At 68.8% G+C, this 16242-nt stretch carries 15 protein-coding genes and 2 tRNA genes; 4 read left to right on the top strand and 13 right to left on the bottom strand.

Features of this window, described 5'->3' with window-relative positions; translation table 11 throughout:
* Positions 1–110 precede the first annotated feature (110 nt).
* Positions 111–1388 (top strand): MBL fold metallo-hydrolase, encoded by a 1278-nt coding sequence (locus tag Q1V88_RS13215; RefSeq protein ID WP_300681688.1) that lies wholly within the window; start codon positions 111–113, stop codon positions 1386–1388.
* A gap of 125 nt (positions 1389–1513) precedes the next feature.
* Here the strand turns inward: Q1V88_RS13215 and Q1V88_RS13210 are convergent, their stop codons facing one another.
* The 13 genes from Q1V88_RS13210 to dnaA form a co-directional block, all read right to left on the bottom strand.
* Positions 1514–1993, bottom strand: coding sequence for a GNAT family N-acetyltransferase (locus Q1V88_RS13210; protein WP_300681687.1), 480 nt, complete (start codon positions 1991–1993; stop codon positions 1514–1516).
* A 26-nt stretch (positions 1994–2019) separates the two neighbouring features.
* Positions 2020–3126 carry a GTP-binding protein gene (locus tag Q1V88_RS13205; protein ID WP_300681686.1) on the bottom strand — a complete coding sequence of 369 codons (1107 nt, stop codon included), beginning with the start codon at positions 3124–3126 and terminating at the stop codon, positions 2020–2022.
* A gap of 130 nt (positions 3127–3256) precedes the next feature.
* Positions 3257–3332, bottom strand: a tRNA-Ala gene (locus tag Q1V88_RS13200).
* Positions 3333–3362: 30 nt separating this feature from the next.
* Positions 3363–3491 carry a DLW-39 family protein gene (locus Q1V88_RS13195; RefSeq protein ID WP_300681684.1) on the bottom strand — a complete coding sequence of 43 codons (129 nt, stop codon included), beginning with the start codon at positions 3489–3491 and terminating at the stop codon, positions 3363–3365.
* Positions 3492–3517: 26 nt separating this feature from the next.
* Positions 3518–3591, bottom strand: a tRNA-Ile gene (locus Q1V88_RS13190).
* 74 nt (positions 3592–3665) lie between these two features.
* On the bottom strand, positions 3666–4166 hold the full coding sequence (locus Q1V88_RS13185; protein ID WP_300681683.1) for a DUF3566 domain-containing protein: 501 nt from the start codon (positions 4164–4166) through the stop codon (positions 3666–3668).
* Entirely contained in the window at positions 4166–6799 is a 2634-nt protein-coding gene (gene gyrA, locus Q1V88_RS13180) for a DNA gyrase subunit A (RefSeq protein WP_300681682.1), read from the bottom strand. Before gyrA ends, Q1V88_RS13185 begins: the two co-directional genes overlap by 1 nt.
* Before the next feature lie 28 nt (positions 6800–6827).
* Positions 6828–8918, bottom strand: coding sequence for a DNA gyrase subunit B (locus Q1V88_RS13175; protein ID WP_300681708.1), 2091 nt, complete (start codon positions 8916–8918; stop codon positions 6828–6830).
* A gap of 229 nt (positions 8919–9147) precedes the next feature.
* Complete coding sequence (locus Q1V88_RS13170) at positions 9148–9750, bottom strand: DciA family protein (RefSeq protein ID WP_300681681.1); 603 nt, start codon at positions 9748–9750, stop codon at positions 9148–9150.
* Positions 9737–10903 (bottom strand): DNA replication/repair protein RecF, encoded by a 1167-nt coding sequence (recF, locus tag Q1V88_RS13165; RefSeq protein ID WP_300681679.1) that lies wholly within the window; start codon positions 10901–10903, stop codon positions 9737–9739. The genes Q1V88_RS13170 and recF overlap by 14 nt, the downstream gene beginning before the upstream one ends.
* 158 nt (positions 10904–11061) lie before the next feature.
* A complete protein-coding gene (gnd, locus tag Q1V88_RS13160; RefSeq protein WP_300681677.1) occupies positions 11062–11943 on the bottom strand; it encodes a phosphogluconate dehydrogenase (NAD(+)-dependent, decarboxylating) in 882 nt (293 codons plus the stop codon).
* Positions 11944–12002: 59 nt separating this feature from the next.
* Complete coding sequence (dnaN, locus tag Q1V88_RS13155; RefSeq protein ID WP_300681675.1) at positions 12003–13133, bottom strand: DNA polymerase III subunit beta; 1131 nt, start codon at positions 13131–13133, stop codon at positions 12003–12005.
* A 499-nt stretch (positions 13134–13632) separates the two neighbouring features.
* Complete coding sequence (gene dnaA, locus Q1V88_RS13150) at positions 13633–15153, bottom strand: chromosomal replication initiator protein DnaA (RefSeq protein ID WP_300681673.1); 1521 nt, start codon at positions 15151–15153, stop codon at positions 13633–13635.
* 339 nt (positions 15154–15492) lie between these two features.
* Between dnaA and rpmH the strand changes: the two genes are divergently transcribed.
* Genes rpmH through yidD form a run of 3 tightly spaced genes read left to right on the top strand, consistent with a single transcriptional unit; the run spans position 15493 to position 16218 of the window.
* Complete coding sequence (gene rpmH, locus Q1V88_RS13145; protein WP_227781791.1) at positions 15493–15630, top strand: 50S ribosomal protein L34; 138 nt, start codon at positions 15493–15495, stop codon at positions 15628–15630.
* 22 nt (positions 15631–15652) lie between these two features.
* Complete coding sequence (gene rnpA, locus Q1V88_RS13140; protein ID WP_300681670.1) at positions 15653–15994, top strand: ribonuclease P protein component; 342 nt, start codon at positions 15653–15655, stop codon at positions 15992–15994.
* Positions 15991–16218, top strand: coding sequence for a membrane protein insertion efficiency factor YidD (gene yidD, locus Q1V88_RS13135; RefSeq protein ID WP_300681669.1), 228 nt, complete (start codon positions 15991–15993; stop codon positions 16216–16218). The genes rnpA and yidD overlap by 4 nt, the downstream gene beginning before the upstream one ends.
* Positions 16219–16242 lie beyond the last annotated feature (24 nt).

The following is a 16242-nucleotide window of genomic DNA, read 5'->3' as shown; positions in this document are numbered from 1 at the left end:
CTCCTCGCCGGGTCCCGCCTCGTCCAGCCCGCCGTCAGGCCCATTGCCAGTGTGACGTAGGTCATATACGGTCCCTGCCTGTAACGATCACTACAGGATGGGAGTCTCGGATGTGTGAGTGCTCGCGTGACCACGCGCTGGCGGACCTCGACGGCACTGGCGGCACCAGCAGTGCCGACAGTGCAGGACGCGGCGGTACGAGCGTCGCCGATCAGGCGACGGGAGCGTCCCGGCGCTCCGTGCTGGCCTGGGCCGGGATCGGTGGCCTGTCAGCCCTCGCCGCGGGCGGCCTGGGCATGGGTGGCCTGCTCTCCCCCGCCGCAGCAGCACCGGCAGCCTCCAGCACCAAGGTCTCCTCGCGCACCCGCGCCATCCTGGTCGGCACCGCCGGGGGCCCGATCTGGCGCCAGGCGGCCGGTCTGCGCGGGATCAGCACCGTCGTCGAGGTCGCCGGGGCGCGCTACCTGGTCGATGCCGGCCACGGCTCGGCGGCCGGACTCTGGGGCGCCGGAGCGGTCGGCCCGGTCGACGGCCGCAACGACCTGTCGGCCTACCGCGCGGGCTTCATCACCCACCTGCACTCCGACCACGTCACCGACCTGTCGACCTTCCTGGTCCAGGGCTTCATCGGCGGCGGGCTCGGCACCGCCACCCCGTTCCAGATCCACGGACCGGGCGAGCGCGGACAGCTCCCGCACCCCTTCCCGCCCTCGCGCCCGGTCAGCGGACCGTTCCACCCCGCCAGCCCGACACCGGGCACCGTCGAGACGGTGCAGCACCTGCTCGCCGCCTTCGCCACCGACATCAACGACCGGATCTACGACGCCGGGTCGCCGCTGATCGACCAGGTAGTCAGCGCCCACGACATCGCCCTGCCGGCCGGCGTGACACCGGCGTACGACGGCACCGCCCCCGCGATGACACCGTTCACCGTCTACGAGGACGAGCGGGTCCGGGTGAGTGCCGTCCTGGTCGCCCACGGCCAGATGGTGCCGGCGTACGCCTTCCGCTTCGACTCCGACGACGGGGCGATCGTGATCTCGGGCGACACCACCCTGACCCCGAACCTGCTCACCCTGGCCGACGGCGCCGACCTGCTGCTGCACGAGATCATCGACTACGACTCGGTCAACGCCAGCATCGAGGCCCTGAGCGTCTCCGACGCTCAGAAGGAGGCGTTCCGCAACCACATGTTCGGGGCTCACACCACCGAGGCGCAGCTCAAGCAGCTCGTCCGCGAGATCGACGTGAAGACGCTCGCACTGCATCACGTGGTGCCGGGCTCGCTCGGCCCGCAGGCCTGGCAGAAGATCGCCCAGCGGATCGGCAAGCAGACCCGCACCACCGTCGTCGCCGGCACCGACAACCAGGTGATCGGCCTGCGCTGACCACTCCCCCGCCCCCGGCCGCACCGGCCGGGGGCGACGGCCCTGGAGGCGTTCCTCGAGATCCGGGTGCTGGGCTCGATCGAGACCCCGCTGATCGTGCTCGACGATCTCTCCCCGACGCGGCCCTAGGGCGTCGGAACGATCCGCCGCATCGGCGTGTGTGCGATGCCGTCCTCGAGGAACTCTGCTCCGTCGACGTCGAATCCGTGCTGGGCGTACCAGGGCACCAACGGAGACTGGGCGTCGAGCACGATCGGCCGGGGACCGCGCTCGTCACAGGCACCGACCGCGGCCGTCACCACCCGGTGGGCCAGGCCGCTCCCCCGGGCCGGCGGCGCCGCCACGACGCGTCCGATGCGCCACTCCCGACCGTCCTCGTCCAGGATCCGGCAATAGCCCCGCACGGCGGGAGGATCGGCCTCCGAACCCTCGGCGACACCCTCGGCGACGACCACGTGGAGGGTCCCGGGCTCCAGATCCCGTCCGTCGAGATCGGGATAGAGGCACTGCTGTTCCAGCATGAAGACCTCTTGGCGCAGCCGCCACACGCCGTACGCCACCGCCGGCTCTAGCTGATCGAACCGGGCTACGACGACAGACTCCACCGATCCACTCTAGAACGCCGCAGGGATCAGGCGACGCTCTGGATCGGGCCGAGCCACGGCTCGAAGCCGTCCCAGGTCTCCACCCAGACCCGACCCCGCGCAGCGAGCTCGGCCTCGGTGACCAGACTGGCCTCGAACGCCGCCCGGATCGCCGGCCGCGCCGCCGCATCCGCGTCGAGGCCGAGGACGGTGATCCGGGTCAACGGCGGCCGCCGCCCCCACAGCTGGCCCGCGCCGATCCCGATCTGTCCCCCGGCGCCGTCCCAGGCACAGACCGCGTCCGGCCGGGTCGGGAGCCAGAAGCAGCCACGGGAGCGACGGGGCCCCGACCCGAGCGTGACCAGCTCGTCGGCGAACCGGAGCGGGTGGAACGGCCGGTCCGAGCGCAGATCGAGCCGCCAGACCCCCTCCGGCGCGGGCGGAAGCGGCTCGCGTCGGACCTCGCTGACCCAGGACTCCACCTCCTCGGGGCGATGCGCTCCGACGAGCAGTGGGGCGACGTCGATCGCGGCCGGATCGGTCACCACGCTGACCCCGGGACGCGCCAGGGCCGCCAGCAGGGCCCGCGCGGCGGGATCGGGGACGCTGGTGAGGCAGACCAGGTCGGCGTACTCCACCATCGAGCACCCCACCTCCCCCACCCCACGGCGGTCCTCGCGCGACGTCGCCAGGCCGCGCTCGTCGAGCAGGTCGTCACCCAGCAGGTCCCGCACCACCCCCGCACCGTCGAGCGCCGTGACCACAGCCGCGATCCGCACGTGCGGCGCCTGCTGCGGTGCGAACGCCACCACTCGGCAGACCTGCGTCGCCTCGGCCGCGACCGGCAGGCACGCCACGATCGCGCTCCACCGGCCTGCCGCCGCGAGGCGCTCCAGGGTCGGCACGATGTCCTCGCGGATCGCACACGAGACGCAGGCGTGGGCCAGGTTGATCTCCTCGCGCTCGAGCACCCCGGACAGGTCACTCACGATCCGGGTGAGCACTTGGCGCTCGGGGTCGATGGTGTGGCGCACCGCCACTGCTCCGGGCACTCCCAGGTGTACGGCGATGGCGGCGGCGCCCATCGCACCGTCGTCGAACCCGGAGATCAGGACGACGGCCGTGCGGTCGGCGGCATGGATGGCGTGGTGCACCGTGACTCCCCCTCGAGAGTTATTGAGAATGATTCTCATACTCACTCTACAGGGAGGGGCGTGCGCCGGACCAGAGACCGCCCTGAAATGACAAGAACCGCAAGCCCGAAGGCTTGCGGTTCTCAGTGTCTGGTGGAGCCTAGGGGACTCGAACCCCTAACCCTCTGCTTGCAAAGCAGATGCGCTACCAATTGCGCCAAGGCCCCTCGTCCGCGAACGGACTCAGCGGAAGTATCTCAGTTGGCCGGCGGGACGGTGTCGGTCGCCTCGGCCCACAGGGACCGCTCGGCATTGGACTTGTCCAGCTGCTTCTTCGCGAAGACTGCCGCGCCCGCGGCCAGCAGGACCAGGATGATCTTCTTCATGATGGTCTCCCGCCTGGGGTGTTGAGTGCGCTTAGGAGGACTTGAACCTCCGACCCCCACATTATCAGTGTGGTGCTCTAACCGTCTGAGCTATAAGCGCAGGTGGCTTCGGGTGGAAGCCCCTCGGCCGAAGAGAACGTTACCCGACGGCTGCCGGGCGACGAAATCGGGGCGTCACCGCTCCTCGGTCAGGGTCAGATCGATCCCGCCGACCAGGGCCGCAGCCATGTTGTAGAGGAACGCGCCGAGGGTGGCCACGGCCGTCATCAGGACGATGTTGATCACCGAGACCAGCACGGTGAAGCCCATCACCCGACCGGTGCCGAGGTAGTCGCGGATGTTGAACGTCGAGGCGTCCTGGCCGCCGACGACGTCCTGGACCGAGGTGTTGATCGAGTCCCACACGCCTGCGGCGCCGAGCACCGTCCAGACGATGAACACGGCGACCACGGTGACGATCGCCAGCGCTGCCGAGAGCAGGAACCCGGCCTTCATCACCGACCACGGGTCGATCCGGGAGAGCGCCAGCCGGGCGCGCCGCGGGGACTTCCCGCTCGCCTTCACCGGACCGGTCTCGCCGACCGCCGTCGTCTTGAACTCCTCAGCGGCCGCCTGGAGCCTGCCCTTCAGCTGCTGGGCCAGGCCGGTCCGCACCGCGGTGTCGTCGTCAGCCATCAGTCCTCCGTCATGTCCGCGTCCGTCGCGGACGTCTCGCCAGTCTCGGAGACAGTAGCCGGTGACTCCACAGCCTCGTCATTCACCGGCGGCGCACCCTCGGCACCGTCCGCCTCGTCCTCGTCGTCAGCGATCTCGACCGAGCGCGTCACGACGGCCACGGTGTCGTTCTTCTTCGGCGAGACGAACTTCACGCCCATCGTCGAGCGGCCCTTGGGCGCGAAGTTGTCGTCGATGGGCGAGCGCACCACCTGGCCGGTGGCGGTGATCGAGAGGACCTCGTCACCGTCGCGGACGATGAAGGCGCCGACCAGCGAGCCACGCTTCTCGTCGGAGAGCTGCATCGCCTTGATCCCCAGACCGCCACGCGACTGGAGGCGGTACTCGGAGGTCTTGGTCCGCTTGGCGAAACCGCCGTCGGTGATGGTGAAGACGTACTGGACGTGCTCGCCGGTGCCCTCGGCCATCTCGGTGGCGATGTCGGCCGCCCGGATGATCGACATCGAGAGCAGCGCGTCGCCCTCGCGGAACTTCATCCCCGACACACCGGAGGTGGCGCGGCCCATCGGACGCAGCTGGGTGTCGTCGGCGGTGAACCGGATCGACTGCCCCTTGCGCGAGACCAGCAGGATGTCGTCGTCGGCGTTGACCAGCTCGGCGCCGATCAGCTCGTCGTCCTCCTCGCGGAAGTTGATCGCGATGACGCCGGCCTGGCGGGGCGAGTTGTACTCGGCCAGACGGGTCTTCTTGACCAGACCGGAGCGGGTCGCCAGCACCAGGTACGGCGCCTGCTCGTAGTCACGGATGGCCAGCACCTGGGCGATCGACTCGTCGGGCTGGAACGAGAGCAGGCCGGCGACGTGGCCGCCCTTGGCGTCCCGGGCCGCCTCGGGCAGGTTGTACGCCTTGGTCCGGTAAACCCGGCCCGCGGTGGTGAAGAAGAGCAGCCAGTGGTGGTTCGTCGTGGAGATGAAGTGCTCCACCACGTCGTCACCGCGCAGCGTCGCGCCGCGCACGCCCTTGCCGCCCCGCTTCTGCAGGCGGTACTGGTCGGCGCGGGTGCGCTTGGCGTAGCCGCCACGGGTGATCGAGACGACCAGGTCCTCGTCGGGGATGAGGTCCTCCATCGAGAGGTCCCCGTCGGCCGCGATGAACTGCGAGCGACGCTCGTCGCCGTACTTGTCGACGATCTCGGTGAGCTCGTCACCGACGATCTGCCGCTGCCGCTCGGGGCGGGCCAGGATGTCCTGGTAGTCGGCGATCTCGAGCTCGATCTCGGCGAGGGCATCGATGATCTTCTGGCGCTCCAGGGCGGCCAGTCGACGCAGCTGCATGTCGAGGATCGCGTTCGCCTGGATCTCGTCGATCGTGAGCAGCTCGATCAGGCCCTGACGAGCGTCGTCGACCTCCGGCGAGCGCCGGATGAGGGCGATCACCTCGTCGAGCATGTCGAGGGCCTTGACCAGACCGCGCAGGATGTGGGCCCGCTCCTCGGCCTTGCGCAGCCGGAACGCCGTACGCCGCTGGATCACGTCGATCTGGTGGGTGACCCAGTGCGAGATGAACGCGTCGATGCTCAGCGTCCGCGGCACCCCGTCGACCAGGGCCAGCATGTTGGCGCTGAAGTTCGACTGCAGCTCGGTGTGCTTGAGCAGGTTGTTCAGCACGACCCGGGCCACAGCGTCGCGCTTGAGCACGACGACGAGGCGCTGACCGGTGCGCGAGGAGGTGTCGTCACGGACGTCGGCGATCCCCTGGACCCGGCCGGAGTCGGCCAGCTCGGCGATCTTGAGCGCCAGGTTGTCCGGGTTGACCATGTAGGGCAGCTCGGTGATCACCAGGCAGGTGCGACCGCGGTTGTCCTCGTCGATCTCGATCACGGCGCGCTGGGTGATCGAGCCACGACCGGTGCGGTAGGCCTGCTCGATGCCCGCACGGCCCACGATCAGGGCGCCGTTGGGGAAGTCCGGGCCCTTGATCCGCTCGATCAGGGCGTCCTGGAGCTCTTCCTTGGTGGCGTCGGGGTGCTGCAGCGCCCAGTGCGCGCCGTCGGCGACCTCGCGCAGGTTGTGCGGCGGGATGTTGGTCGCCATGCCGACCGCGATACCGGCCGACCCGTTGACCAGCAGGTTCGGGAACCGCGACGGCAGGATGGTCGGCTCCATCGTCTTGCCGTCGTAGTTCGGGGTCATGTCGACGGTCTCTTCGTCGATGTCCCGGACCATCTCCATCGCCAGCGGCGCCATCCGGCACTCGGTGTAACGCATGGCGGCGGCGGGGTCGTTACCCGGCGAACCGAAGTTGCCCTGGCCGTTGATCAGCGGGTTGCGCATCACCCACGGCTGCGTCAGACGCACCAAGGTGTCGTAGATCGCGGAGTCGCCGTGCGGGTGGTAGTTACCCATCACGTCACCCACGACGCGAGCGCACTTGTTGTAGGCGCGGTCGGGGCGGTAGCCGCCGTCGTACATCGCATAGAGCACGCGACGGTGCACCGGCTTCAGGCCGTCGCGTACGTCGGGCAGGGCTCGCCCGACGATGACCGCCATCGCGTAGTCGATGTAGGAGCGCTCCATCGAGGTCTGCAGCTCGACGGGCTCGATCCGGCCGTGGTTGATCGGAGTCTCAGTCACAGTGATTCTCTCTTAAGTGCGGTTCGACTCAGATGTCGAGGAACCGGACGTCCTTGGCGTTGCGCTGGATGAACGTGCGGCGGGCATCGACGTCCTCCCCCATCAGGATGGAGAAGATCTCGTCGGCCTGCGCGGCGTCCTCAAGGGTGACCTGGAGCAGGATCCGCTGGTCGGGGTCGAGGGTGGTCTCCCACAGCTCGTCGGCGTTCATCTCGCCCAGACCCTTGTAGCGCTGGATCGCGGCGTCCTTGGGCAGCTTCTTGCCCGCGGCCTGACCGTCGGCGATGACGGCGTCACGCTCGGCGTCGGAGTAGACGAACTCGTGATCGTGCGGCTTGTTCCACTTGATCCGGTACAGCGGCGGCTGGGCCAGGTAGACGTGGCCCTCCTTGATCAGCTGCGGCATGAACCGGAACAGCAGCGTCAGCAGCAGGGTGTTGATGTGGTGGCCGTCGACGTCGGCATCGGCCATCAGCACGATCTTGTGGTAGCGCAGCTTCTCCGGCGTGAACTCGTCGTGCACGCCCGTGCCGAGCGCGGAGATGATCGCCTGGACCTCCTGGTTGGCCAGGACCTTGTCCAGACGCGCCTTCTCGACGTTGAGGATCTTTCCTCGGATCGGGAGGATCGCCTGGATCCGCGGGTCGCGGCCGGACTTGGCCGAGCCGCCGGCGGAGTCACCCTCGACGATGAAGACCTCGCACTCCTCCGGCTTGTTCGACTGGCAGTCGGCCAGCTTGCCGGGGAGGCCACCGCCACCGAGCAGACCCTTACGGTTGCGCGCCAGGTCGCGGGCCTTGCGGGCCGCGATCCGGGCGGTGGCCGCTGCCTGCGCCTTGCGGATGACGTCCTTGCCCTCGCCCGGGTGCTCCTCGAGCCAGGCGCCGAGGTGCTCGTTGACGACGCCCTGGACGAAGCCCTTGGCCTCGGTGTTGCCGAGCTTGGCCTTGGTCTGGCCCTCGAACTGCGGCTCGGAGATCTTGAGGCTGATGATCGCGGTCAGACCCTCACGGATGTCGTCACCCGTGAGCCGGTCCTCCTTCTTCTTGATCAGGCCCCACTCCTCGCCCCACCGGTTCATCAGCGAGGTGAGCGCGGCCCGGAAGCCCTCTTCGTGGGTGCCGCCCTCAGGCGTGTTGATCGTGTTCGCGAAGGTGTGCACCGACTCGTTGTACGACGACCCCTGCCACTGCATGGCGAGCTCGAGGCTCATCGGGTTCGGCGCGGAGTCACCGGTCTCGGCCTCGAAGGCGATGACGGGCGAGAAGACCTGCTTCTTCTTGTTCAGGAAGTCGACGTAGTCGGCCAGACCGCGCTCGTAGAAGAAGATCTGCTCCAGGGCGGGCCTCTCCTCGGTGCCGTCGAACTCACCGGCCGCGGCCGCACCGGCGGTCTCGACCTCGGTGGGCTCCTCGCCCTCCTCCAGCGGCTCGGCGCTCAGCACGTCGGCGAGCTCGGCACCCTCGGGACGCTCGTCGCGCAGGACGATCTTGAGGCCCTTGTTGAGGAAAGCCATCTCGCGGAAGCGGTTGACGATGGTCTCGAGGTTGTACGTGGTGGTCTCGAAGATCGTCGGCGAGGCGAACCAGGTGATCTTCGTGCCGGTGCGCTCGTCGTCCTCCATCGGGCGGACCTGACGCAGCGCATAGTCGGGGGCACCGAGGCTGAACTCCTGCTCCCACAGGAAGCCGCGGTTCTTGATCTGCATGTGCATCCGGTCCGAGAGGGCGTTCACCACCGACGAGCCGACGCCGTGCAGACCACCGGAGACCTTGTAGCCGCCGCCGCCGAACTTTCCACCGGCGTGCAGCACGGTGAGGGCGAGCGTCGCGGCCGGCAGCTCCTGGCCGGGGGCAGTATCGGTCGGGATGCCTCGGCCGTTGTCGGCCACGCTGACCGAGCCGTCGGCGTTGAGGGTGACCAGGATCGTGTCGCAGTAGCCGGCCAGCGCCTCGTCGACCGCGTTGTCCACGATCTCCCAGATCAGGTGGTGCAGGCCCCGGACACCGGTCGAGCCGATGTACATGCCGGGCCGCTTGCGCACTGCCTCCAGGCCTTCGAGGACCTGGATCGCCGAGGCGTCGTACGTCGCCTCGTCACCTCCAGCGTTGTCTCCGATCTGGGCGTCGATCTCAGGGGTCTGCTCCGGATCAGTCACCCAGCCATAATACCGCCCCGGCGCCCAGAATCCCGGGTGCTGGCCAGCGGGTTGTGGACAATGGCACAGAAACACCGCGAAAAACCCCGGGAAACGGCCCGCGAAGCGCCTCCCAGGGGTGCGGCTGAGGGCCCATACCTCCGACAGGCCCGCAGATCGGCTCTGAGCCCGATCCGGGACGTCGGCCGGATCAGCCGTAGGTGTCGCGGGGCCCTCGTCCGCCCCGGACCGAGCGCGGCCCCTTCTTCCAGGTCGGACCGACCGGTCCGCGCACGTCGATCTGGAGGACGGTGCCGTTGCCCAGCTCCTCGTTGAGACGGCGTACGACCGAGGGAGCGAGGAGCTTGAGCTGGGTCGCCCAGGCAGTGGAGTCGGTGCGGACCACCACCACCCCGTCCGCGAACGACTCAGGCGTGGAGTGGTCCCCGATCTCGGGTCCGACCAGCTCGGCCCAGCGCCCCAGCAGGCTGTGCACCTTGAGGTCGACCTGCCAGCCGTGGTCGGCCACCAGCCGACCGAGCGTCATGTCGAGCAGCTGCGGATCGCGGTCGTCGGGGTGGGCGCCGCTGCTCTGCACCGGCATCCGCGGCGTACGTCGTCGCGAGCGGGCCCGAGCCAGCGGGGACGCGTTCGCGGTGGCCCGGGTCAGTGCCCGCGCCAGCTCCAGACCGTCGGCGGGGCGATCGGGCTCGACCACTCCCCCGGCCTCGATGCTCTCACCGTCCGCACCGGGCTGCTGCCTGCGCGGCGGCAGCTCGACGGCGTCGTCGGGTCGCTCCTCAGTCGAGCTCACGGGTCACCTCACCGGACGCGACCCGGTACCGGGCACCGCGCAGCACGGCGGGCACATCGGCACCCACCGCCGCGGTGACCAGGACCTGCTCGGCCCCCGCGACCAGGTCGGCGAGCTGCTCACGACGCGCGGAGTCGAGCTCGGCGAAGACGTCGTCGAGGACCAGGATCGGGTCGTCGCCGTCGGCCCGGAGCAGGTCGTAGGAGGCCAACCGCAGCGCGAGCGCGAACGACCACGACTCCCCGTGCGAGGCGTAGCCCTTCACCGGCAGCTTCTGGTCGCCACCGGCGATGGTGAGCAGCAGTTCGTCGCGGTGCGGACCGACCAGGGAGACGGCCCTGTCGATCTCCTCCGGACGGCGGCGCTCGATCTCGTCGAGCAGGGCCCGCTCCAGCATCGGCCGCGGATCGATCCCTGACGCCACCGGGGCCTCCAGACCGGCCAGGTCGAGCGAGGGCCGATAGCTGATCTCGGCGTCGTCGCGCGAGGCGCCGCGGGCGACGGTCTCGTACGCCTTGCCGACGTACGGACCCAGCGCGTCGACCAGGGCGAGTCGTTCGGCCAGGATCTCGGCACCGGCACGAGCCAGCTGCTCGTCCCACACCGCCAAGGTGGTCAGCATCGCCTCCCGTGAGCTGCGCTGGGAACGGGCTGACTTGAGCAGCGTGTTGCGCTGACGCAGCACCCGCTCGTAGTCGCTGCGGACTCCGGCCAGACGCGGCGCGCGCAACACGATCAGGTCGTCGAGGAAGCGACGCCGGTCCGCGGGGTCGCCCTTGACCAGGGCGAGGTCCTCGGGTGAGAAGACGACGGTGCGGACCAGGCCGACCAGGTCACGGGTGCGGGGCAGCGCCGAGCGGTTGACCCGGGCCCGGTTGGCGCGACCGGCGTTGATCTCGACCTCGAGCGTCGCGGTGCGTCCGTCGCGGACCACCGCCGCTCGGATCAGCGCCTGGTCGGCTCCGGCACGGATCAACGGGGCATCGCTGGCGACGCGGTGGGACTGCAGCCGGGAGAGGTAGTCGATCGCCTCGACGAGGTTGGTCTTGCCCTGGCCGTTGAGGCCGACGAACGCCGTCACGCCGGGCTCGAGCGGGACCTCGGCGAGCTCGTAGGAGCGGAAGTTGTGCAGCGTGAGGTGGCTGACGTACATCGTTCACCCCGCTCGCTTCACTGTGGTCGCCTGTGCCGGCCGGTCCGGCCCTGGGGCCTGTCCCCCGGCACACCCATTCTAGAGCGGATCGCGCCCCGGACCGTCCGGCCCGGGGCGCGCTGCACACGGCGGTGCGGGTCTGGTCGACCCGCACCGCGTCACTCCTTGACGACCGCGTGGCCGCCGAAGCCGTTACGCATCGCGGCGATCGCCTTCATCGCGTAGTCGTCCTCCTGGCGGGAGACGAAGCGGGCGAAGAGCGAGGCCGAGATCGCCGGCATCGGCACGGCGTGCTCGATCGCTGCCTCGACGGTCCACCGGCCCTCGCCGGAGTCCTCGGCGTAGCCCTTGATCGCGTCGAGGTGCTCGTCGGCACGGATCTGGTCGACCAGCAGGTCGAGCAGCCAGGACCGGACCACGGTCCCGGTGCGCCACGACGCGAAGATCTCCGGAACGTTCTCAACGATCTCGGCCTTCTCCAGCAGCTCCCAGCCCTCGGCGTAGGACTGCATCATCGCGTACTCGATGCCGTTGTGGACCATCTTCGAGAAGTGCCCGGCGCCGGGCGTGGAGCCGCAGTGCACGAGGCCGTCCTCGGTGTCGGACGGCTTGAGGGCGAGGAAGGCGGGCATGACCTTCTCGGCGTCCTCGGCCTTGCCGCCGTACATCAGGGCGTAGCCGTTCTGCAGACCCCACACGCCGCCGGAGACGCCGCAGTCGACGAAGCCGATGCCCTTCTCGGCCAGCGACGCCGCGTTGATCGCGTCGTCGGTGTACTTCGAGTTGCCGCCGTCGACGACCAGGTCGCCCTCGCCGAGCAGCTCCTTGAGGCTGGCGATCGTGGAGCGGGTCGGGTCACCGGCCGGCACCATCACCCAGACCACCTTGGGCGAGGGCAGTGCCTCAACGAGCTCGGCGAGCGACGCGACGTCGCTCAGCTCGGGGTTGTGGTCGAATCCCGTGACGTCGTGGCCGGCGTTGCGCAGGCGGGTGCGCATGTTGCCACCCATCTTGCCCAGACCGATGAGACCAAGATGCATCAGCTTCATCCTTCGCGTGGTTGGGGAAAATACTTCGAGAGCCGCGTCCGCGGCGTCGCTCAGGAGAGCAGGCGGCGCGGCATCAGCAGGTAGCGGAACTCGGCGTCAGCGTCAGTGGCGCCCGAGATGACCACCGGCTTGGCGGCCTGGGTGAAGGCGAGCTCCACCACGCCCGCGTCGATGGCGTTGAGACCGTCGAGCAGGTACTGCGGGTTGAAGCCCGTGGTGAGGTCCTCGCCAGTGACCTCGGCCTGGATCGACTCCGAGGCCTGGGCCTCGTCGCCGGTGCCGGCGTCGAGGGTCAGCACGCCGTCGTTGAACGCCAGCTGGACCGCGGTGTTGCGCTCGGCGACGAGGGAGACGCGCTTGACCGAGTCGATCAGCGCCGCCTTGTCGACCTTCGCGATGGTGAGGTGCTCGCTGGGGAAGAGGCTGCGGACCTTGGGGAACTCCCCGTCCAGCAGACGGGTCGTGGTCCGGCGTACGCCGCCCGCGACCTGCCCCTCGAAGCCGATGATGCCCTCGCCGTTGCCGGCACTGGCCAGCGCGATCGTGATCGCCGAGCCGGCGGTCAGGGACTTCGCGGTGTCGGCGAGCACCTTCGCTGGCACGAGCGCCGCCAGGTTGCTGTCGGGGGTGGCCGGGTCCCAGGTGAGCTCGCGGATGGAGAGCCGGAACCGGTCGGTGGCGAGCAGCGCGATCGTGGTGCCGTCGATCTCGAGGCGCACACCGGTCAGCACCGGGAGCATGTCGTCGCGACCGGCGGCCGTGACGGCCTGGGCCACGGCGTGAGCGAACTCCTCGCTCTTCACCGTGCCCGCCGAGGTCGGCATCTCGGGCAGGGTCGGGTAGTCCTCGACGGGCATGGTTTGGAGGCTGAACCGGGCCGAGCCGCAGGTGAGACTCACCCGGGCGCCGTCGAGGGTGAGCTCGACCGGCTTAGCCGGCAGGCTCTTGACGATGTCGGCCAGCAGCTTGCCGCTGACCAGCACCTTGCCCTCGTCGATGATCTCGGCCGCGAACGTGGCGCGTGCCGACGTCTCGTAGTCGAAGCTCGACAGCACGAGGCCGGACTCGGTGGCCTCGATCAGGAGACCGGAGAGCACCGGGGTGCTGGGACGGACCGGGAGGCTGCGAGCTGCCCAGGCAACGGCGTCAGCGAAGACGTCGCGGTCGACGCGGAACTTCACGATGAGGGACCTTTCCGGTCATGACGGGCTGAGGTGTCGTCGCTCGGTGACGACACTGTCGGACTCTGAATCCTGCCACGCACACCCGCAGAGCGGGAGGGCGGCTTGGTTTTCCCCAGGAAGAGGGCCTGGAGGGTTTCCACGTGGAAATGTCGTGCTTGTAGTTCCATAGGAGTCATAGCGTCGGTGGAAACTGTGGACAACCGACGTTTCCGCAGGTCGCGTCGGCGAAACGCTGTTCACAGGGCCTGGGGATGAAATCTGGACGGGCCGTCGGTGACTGTGGAGCCGGGACCCCGGTTATGGGTTCGGACGTAGCCGATCCTCATCTCACCACCGTGTAATTCATTTGTTGACCCCCTAGTTATCCACAGGCTTGGGACGGTTCCGTGGAGGAACATCGGCGCCGACTCCGGTGCCCCTCCCCCGCCGCAGACGACACGACCGCCGGCCCTGTCGGGTCCGGCGGTCGTCGTCGTACGTCGTGGAGCGGGCGGGCTCAGCTCTGGCGAGCCGTCACCTTCACCCGGTTGGTGAGCTCGGTGACCTGGTTGAACACCGCGCGACGCTCGGCGAGCAGCTGGTTGATCTTGCGCTCGGCGTACATCACCGTGGTGTGGTCGCGGCCGCCGAACAGCGCTCCGATCTTCGGCAGCGAGAGGTCGGTGAGCTCCCGGCACAGGTACATCGCGATCTGGCGAGCCATCACCAGATGACGTCCCCGCGAGGGCCCGGTGATCTCGTCGATGGAGATCCCGAAGTAGGCGGCCGTCTGCGTGATGATCAGGCCGGTGGTGATCTCCGGCTCCCCACCCTCGGGGATCAGGTCCTTGAGCACGATCTCGGCCAGGGACATGTCGACGTCCTGGCGGTTGAGGTTGGCGAAGGCCGTCACACGGATCAGTGCGCCCTCGAGCTCCCGGATGTTCGTCTGGATCTTGGTGGCGATGAACTCCAGCACGTCCGGCGGTGCGGTGAGCCGCTCCATCGCTGCCTTCTTGCGCAGGATCGCGATCCGGGTCTCGACGTCGGGCGGCTGGACGTCGGTGATCAGGCCCCACTCGAACCGGTTGCGCAGCCGGTCCTCCAGCGCCTCCAGGCGCTTCGGGCTGCGGTCGGAGGTCAGCACGATCTGCTTGTTGGCGTTGTGCAGCGCGTTGAAGGTGTGGAAGAACTCCTCCTGCGTCTGCGTCTTGCCCTCGAGGAACTGGATGTCGTCGATCAGCAGGACGTCGACGTCGCGGTACCGCTTCTTGAAGCGGTCCTGGCGGTCGTCACGGATCGCGTTGATGAACTCGTTCGTGAACTCCTCGCTGCTGACGTAGCGCACCTTGGCACCGTGGTAGAGCGAGCGGACGTAGTGGCCGATGGCGTGCAGCAGGTGGGTCTTGCCCAGCCCGGAGTCGCCGTAGACCAGCAGCGGGTTGTACGCCCGACCGGGCGCCTCGGAGACCGCGATCGCCGCTGCGTGCGGGAACCGGTTCGAGGAGCCGATGACGAACGTCTCGAAGGTGTACTTCGGGTTGAGCCGCGTCTCCAGCGTGCTCTGGGCCGCGTCCTCGGGGCGCTGCTGGCGTGCCGGCGTGGGCACCAGGGCCGGCGGCTGCACGCGACTGCGGTGGTCCGGGCCGTCCTCGGCGCCGACCGAGGAGAAGTCCAGGGTCGGGGTCAGCGGGCCGTCGGTGTGGTCGACGTGATCGCGCTTCGGTGACGGCGCTGCCGGCGGCTCCTCCGGGGCTGCGTCGACCTCGAGGGCCGGGTTGACCGTGACGGCGATCCGGACCTCGGAGCGCAGCTGGTCCGAGAGGGCCTCCTCCAGGTGCGAACGGAGCGCACCCTCGAGGCGGTTGCGGGTGAAGTCGTTGGGCACCGCCACGATCGCGGTGTCGCCATGGATGGCGACAGGTGCACTGGTGCGGACCCATGCCTGTTGGCTGGGCTGAAGCCCGGCGACGACTGCCTGCCAGGCCCGCTCGAAGATGGTCTCCTGATCGGGATCCTGGGTCCCGCTCGACTCCATGCAGCGGCCTCCCCTATGAGACGGTTGAACTACGGATTTCGTAGGGTCTCACCCTAAGCCCGAACACTCTCCACAGCCTTTTCCACAAGCTGTGGAGCAATTTTCAGGCGTAAACTCGCTCAGCAGGCCGCGAACGTAACCCGCAGTGGCCGCCATCAGCAACCGGTTGTCCACAGGCTCGGACGGCCGGCTGGAGCGTGCTATCGCCCAGGGTTTGACCCTGTCAATCCCGAACGCGTACCGTTTGGCGGTCGCTAGGAATGGGTTCGACGCTGCCAAGGTGTCGAGGTGTCTCGTTTCGTGCGGACACTTCCCAAGAACTGATCAAAGGACAAGCTCGTGAGCAAGCGTACGTACCAGCCGAACAACCGTCGTCGTGCCAAGACGCACGGTTTCCGCCTGCGCATGCGCACCCGTGCCGGCCGTGCGATCCTCGCGACGCGCCGCCGCAAGGGCCGCAAGGACCTCGCGGTCTGAGGCCGTTCGGCCTCGACTGACCGTGCTTCCCCGGTCGCATCGCCTCACTGATTCGGTCGGCTTCACCGCCACCGTTCGGAGGGGACGTCGTGCGGCTTCGCGGACGCTGGTGGTGCACGCCGACCTCGGAAACGAGGACGGCGGCACTGGCGCGCGTGTGGGGTTCGTGGTCAGCAAGGCTGTAGGTCCGGCGGTGACGCGCAATCGCGTGAAGCGTCGACTTCGACACCAGGCCCGGGAGCTGCTTGATGCGCTCCCGGGCTCTGCTGTGCTTGTGGTCCGAGCGCTCCCGGCTGCTGCGACCGCCTCATCGGAGGAACTGCGAGCCGATCTGGCTCGTTGCCTCCAGCGGGTGGATCGATGAAGTACGTCCTCATCGGCCTCCTGCGGGCGTATCGGTTCGCGATCAGCCCGTTGTATGGGCAGGTCTGCCGGTACTACCCGACCTGTTCCGCCTACGCTTTGGACGCTGTGCGCGAGCATGGTGCCGTGAAGGGCAGTTGGCTGGCGATGCGTCGCGTGCTGCGCTGCCACCCGTGGGCGGCAGGTGGGTACGACCCGGTACCGTCCGCACACCCTGATCACTAGAACTGCGCCAAGCAAGGAGCCTGA

The sequence above is a fragment of the Nocardioides sp. genome, from assembly GCF_030150155.1.
In the GTDB taxonomy this organism is placed as follows: domain Bacteria; phylum Actinomycetota; class Actinomycetes; order Propionibacteriales; family Nocardioidaceae; genus Nocardioides.
This window is presented reverse-complemented; position numbering and strand designations above follow the sequence as displayed.

Coding starts and splice junctions, on each gene's coding strand:
- Q1V88_RS13215 (WP_300681688.1), top strand. CDS start 111: ATGTGTGAGTGCTCGCGTGACCACGCGCTGGCGGACCTCGACGGCACT.
- recF (WP_300681679.1), bottom strand. CDS start 10,903: ATGTACGTCAGCCACCTCACGCTGCACAACTTCCGCTCCTACGAGCTC.
- dnaA (WP_300681673.1), bottom strand. CDS start 15,153: ATGGAGTCGAGCGGGACCCAGGATCCCGATCAGGAGACCATCTTCGAG.
- gnd (WP_300681677.1), bottom strand. CDS start 11,943: ATGCATCTTGGTCTCATCGGTCTGGGCAAGATGGGTGGCAACATGCGC.
- Q1V88_RS13195 (WP_300681684.1), bottom strand. CDS start 3,491: ATGAAGAAGATCATCCTGGTCCTGCTGGCCGCGGGCGCGGCAGTCTTC.
- Q1V88_RS13185 (WP_300681683.1), bottom strand. CDS start 4,166: ATGGCTGACGACGACACCGCGGTGCGGACCGGCCTGGCCCAGCAGCTG.
- yidD (WP_300681669.1), top strand. CDS start 15,991: ATGAAGTACGTCCTCATCGGCCTCCTGCGGGCGTATCGGTTCGCGATC.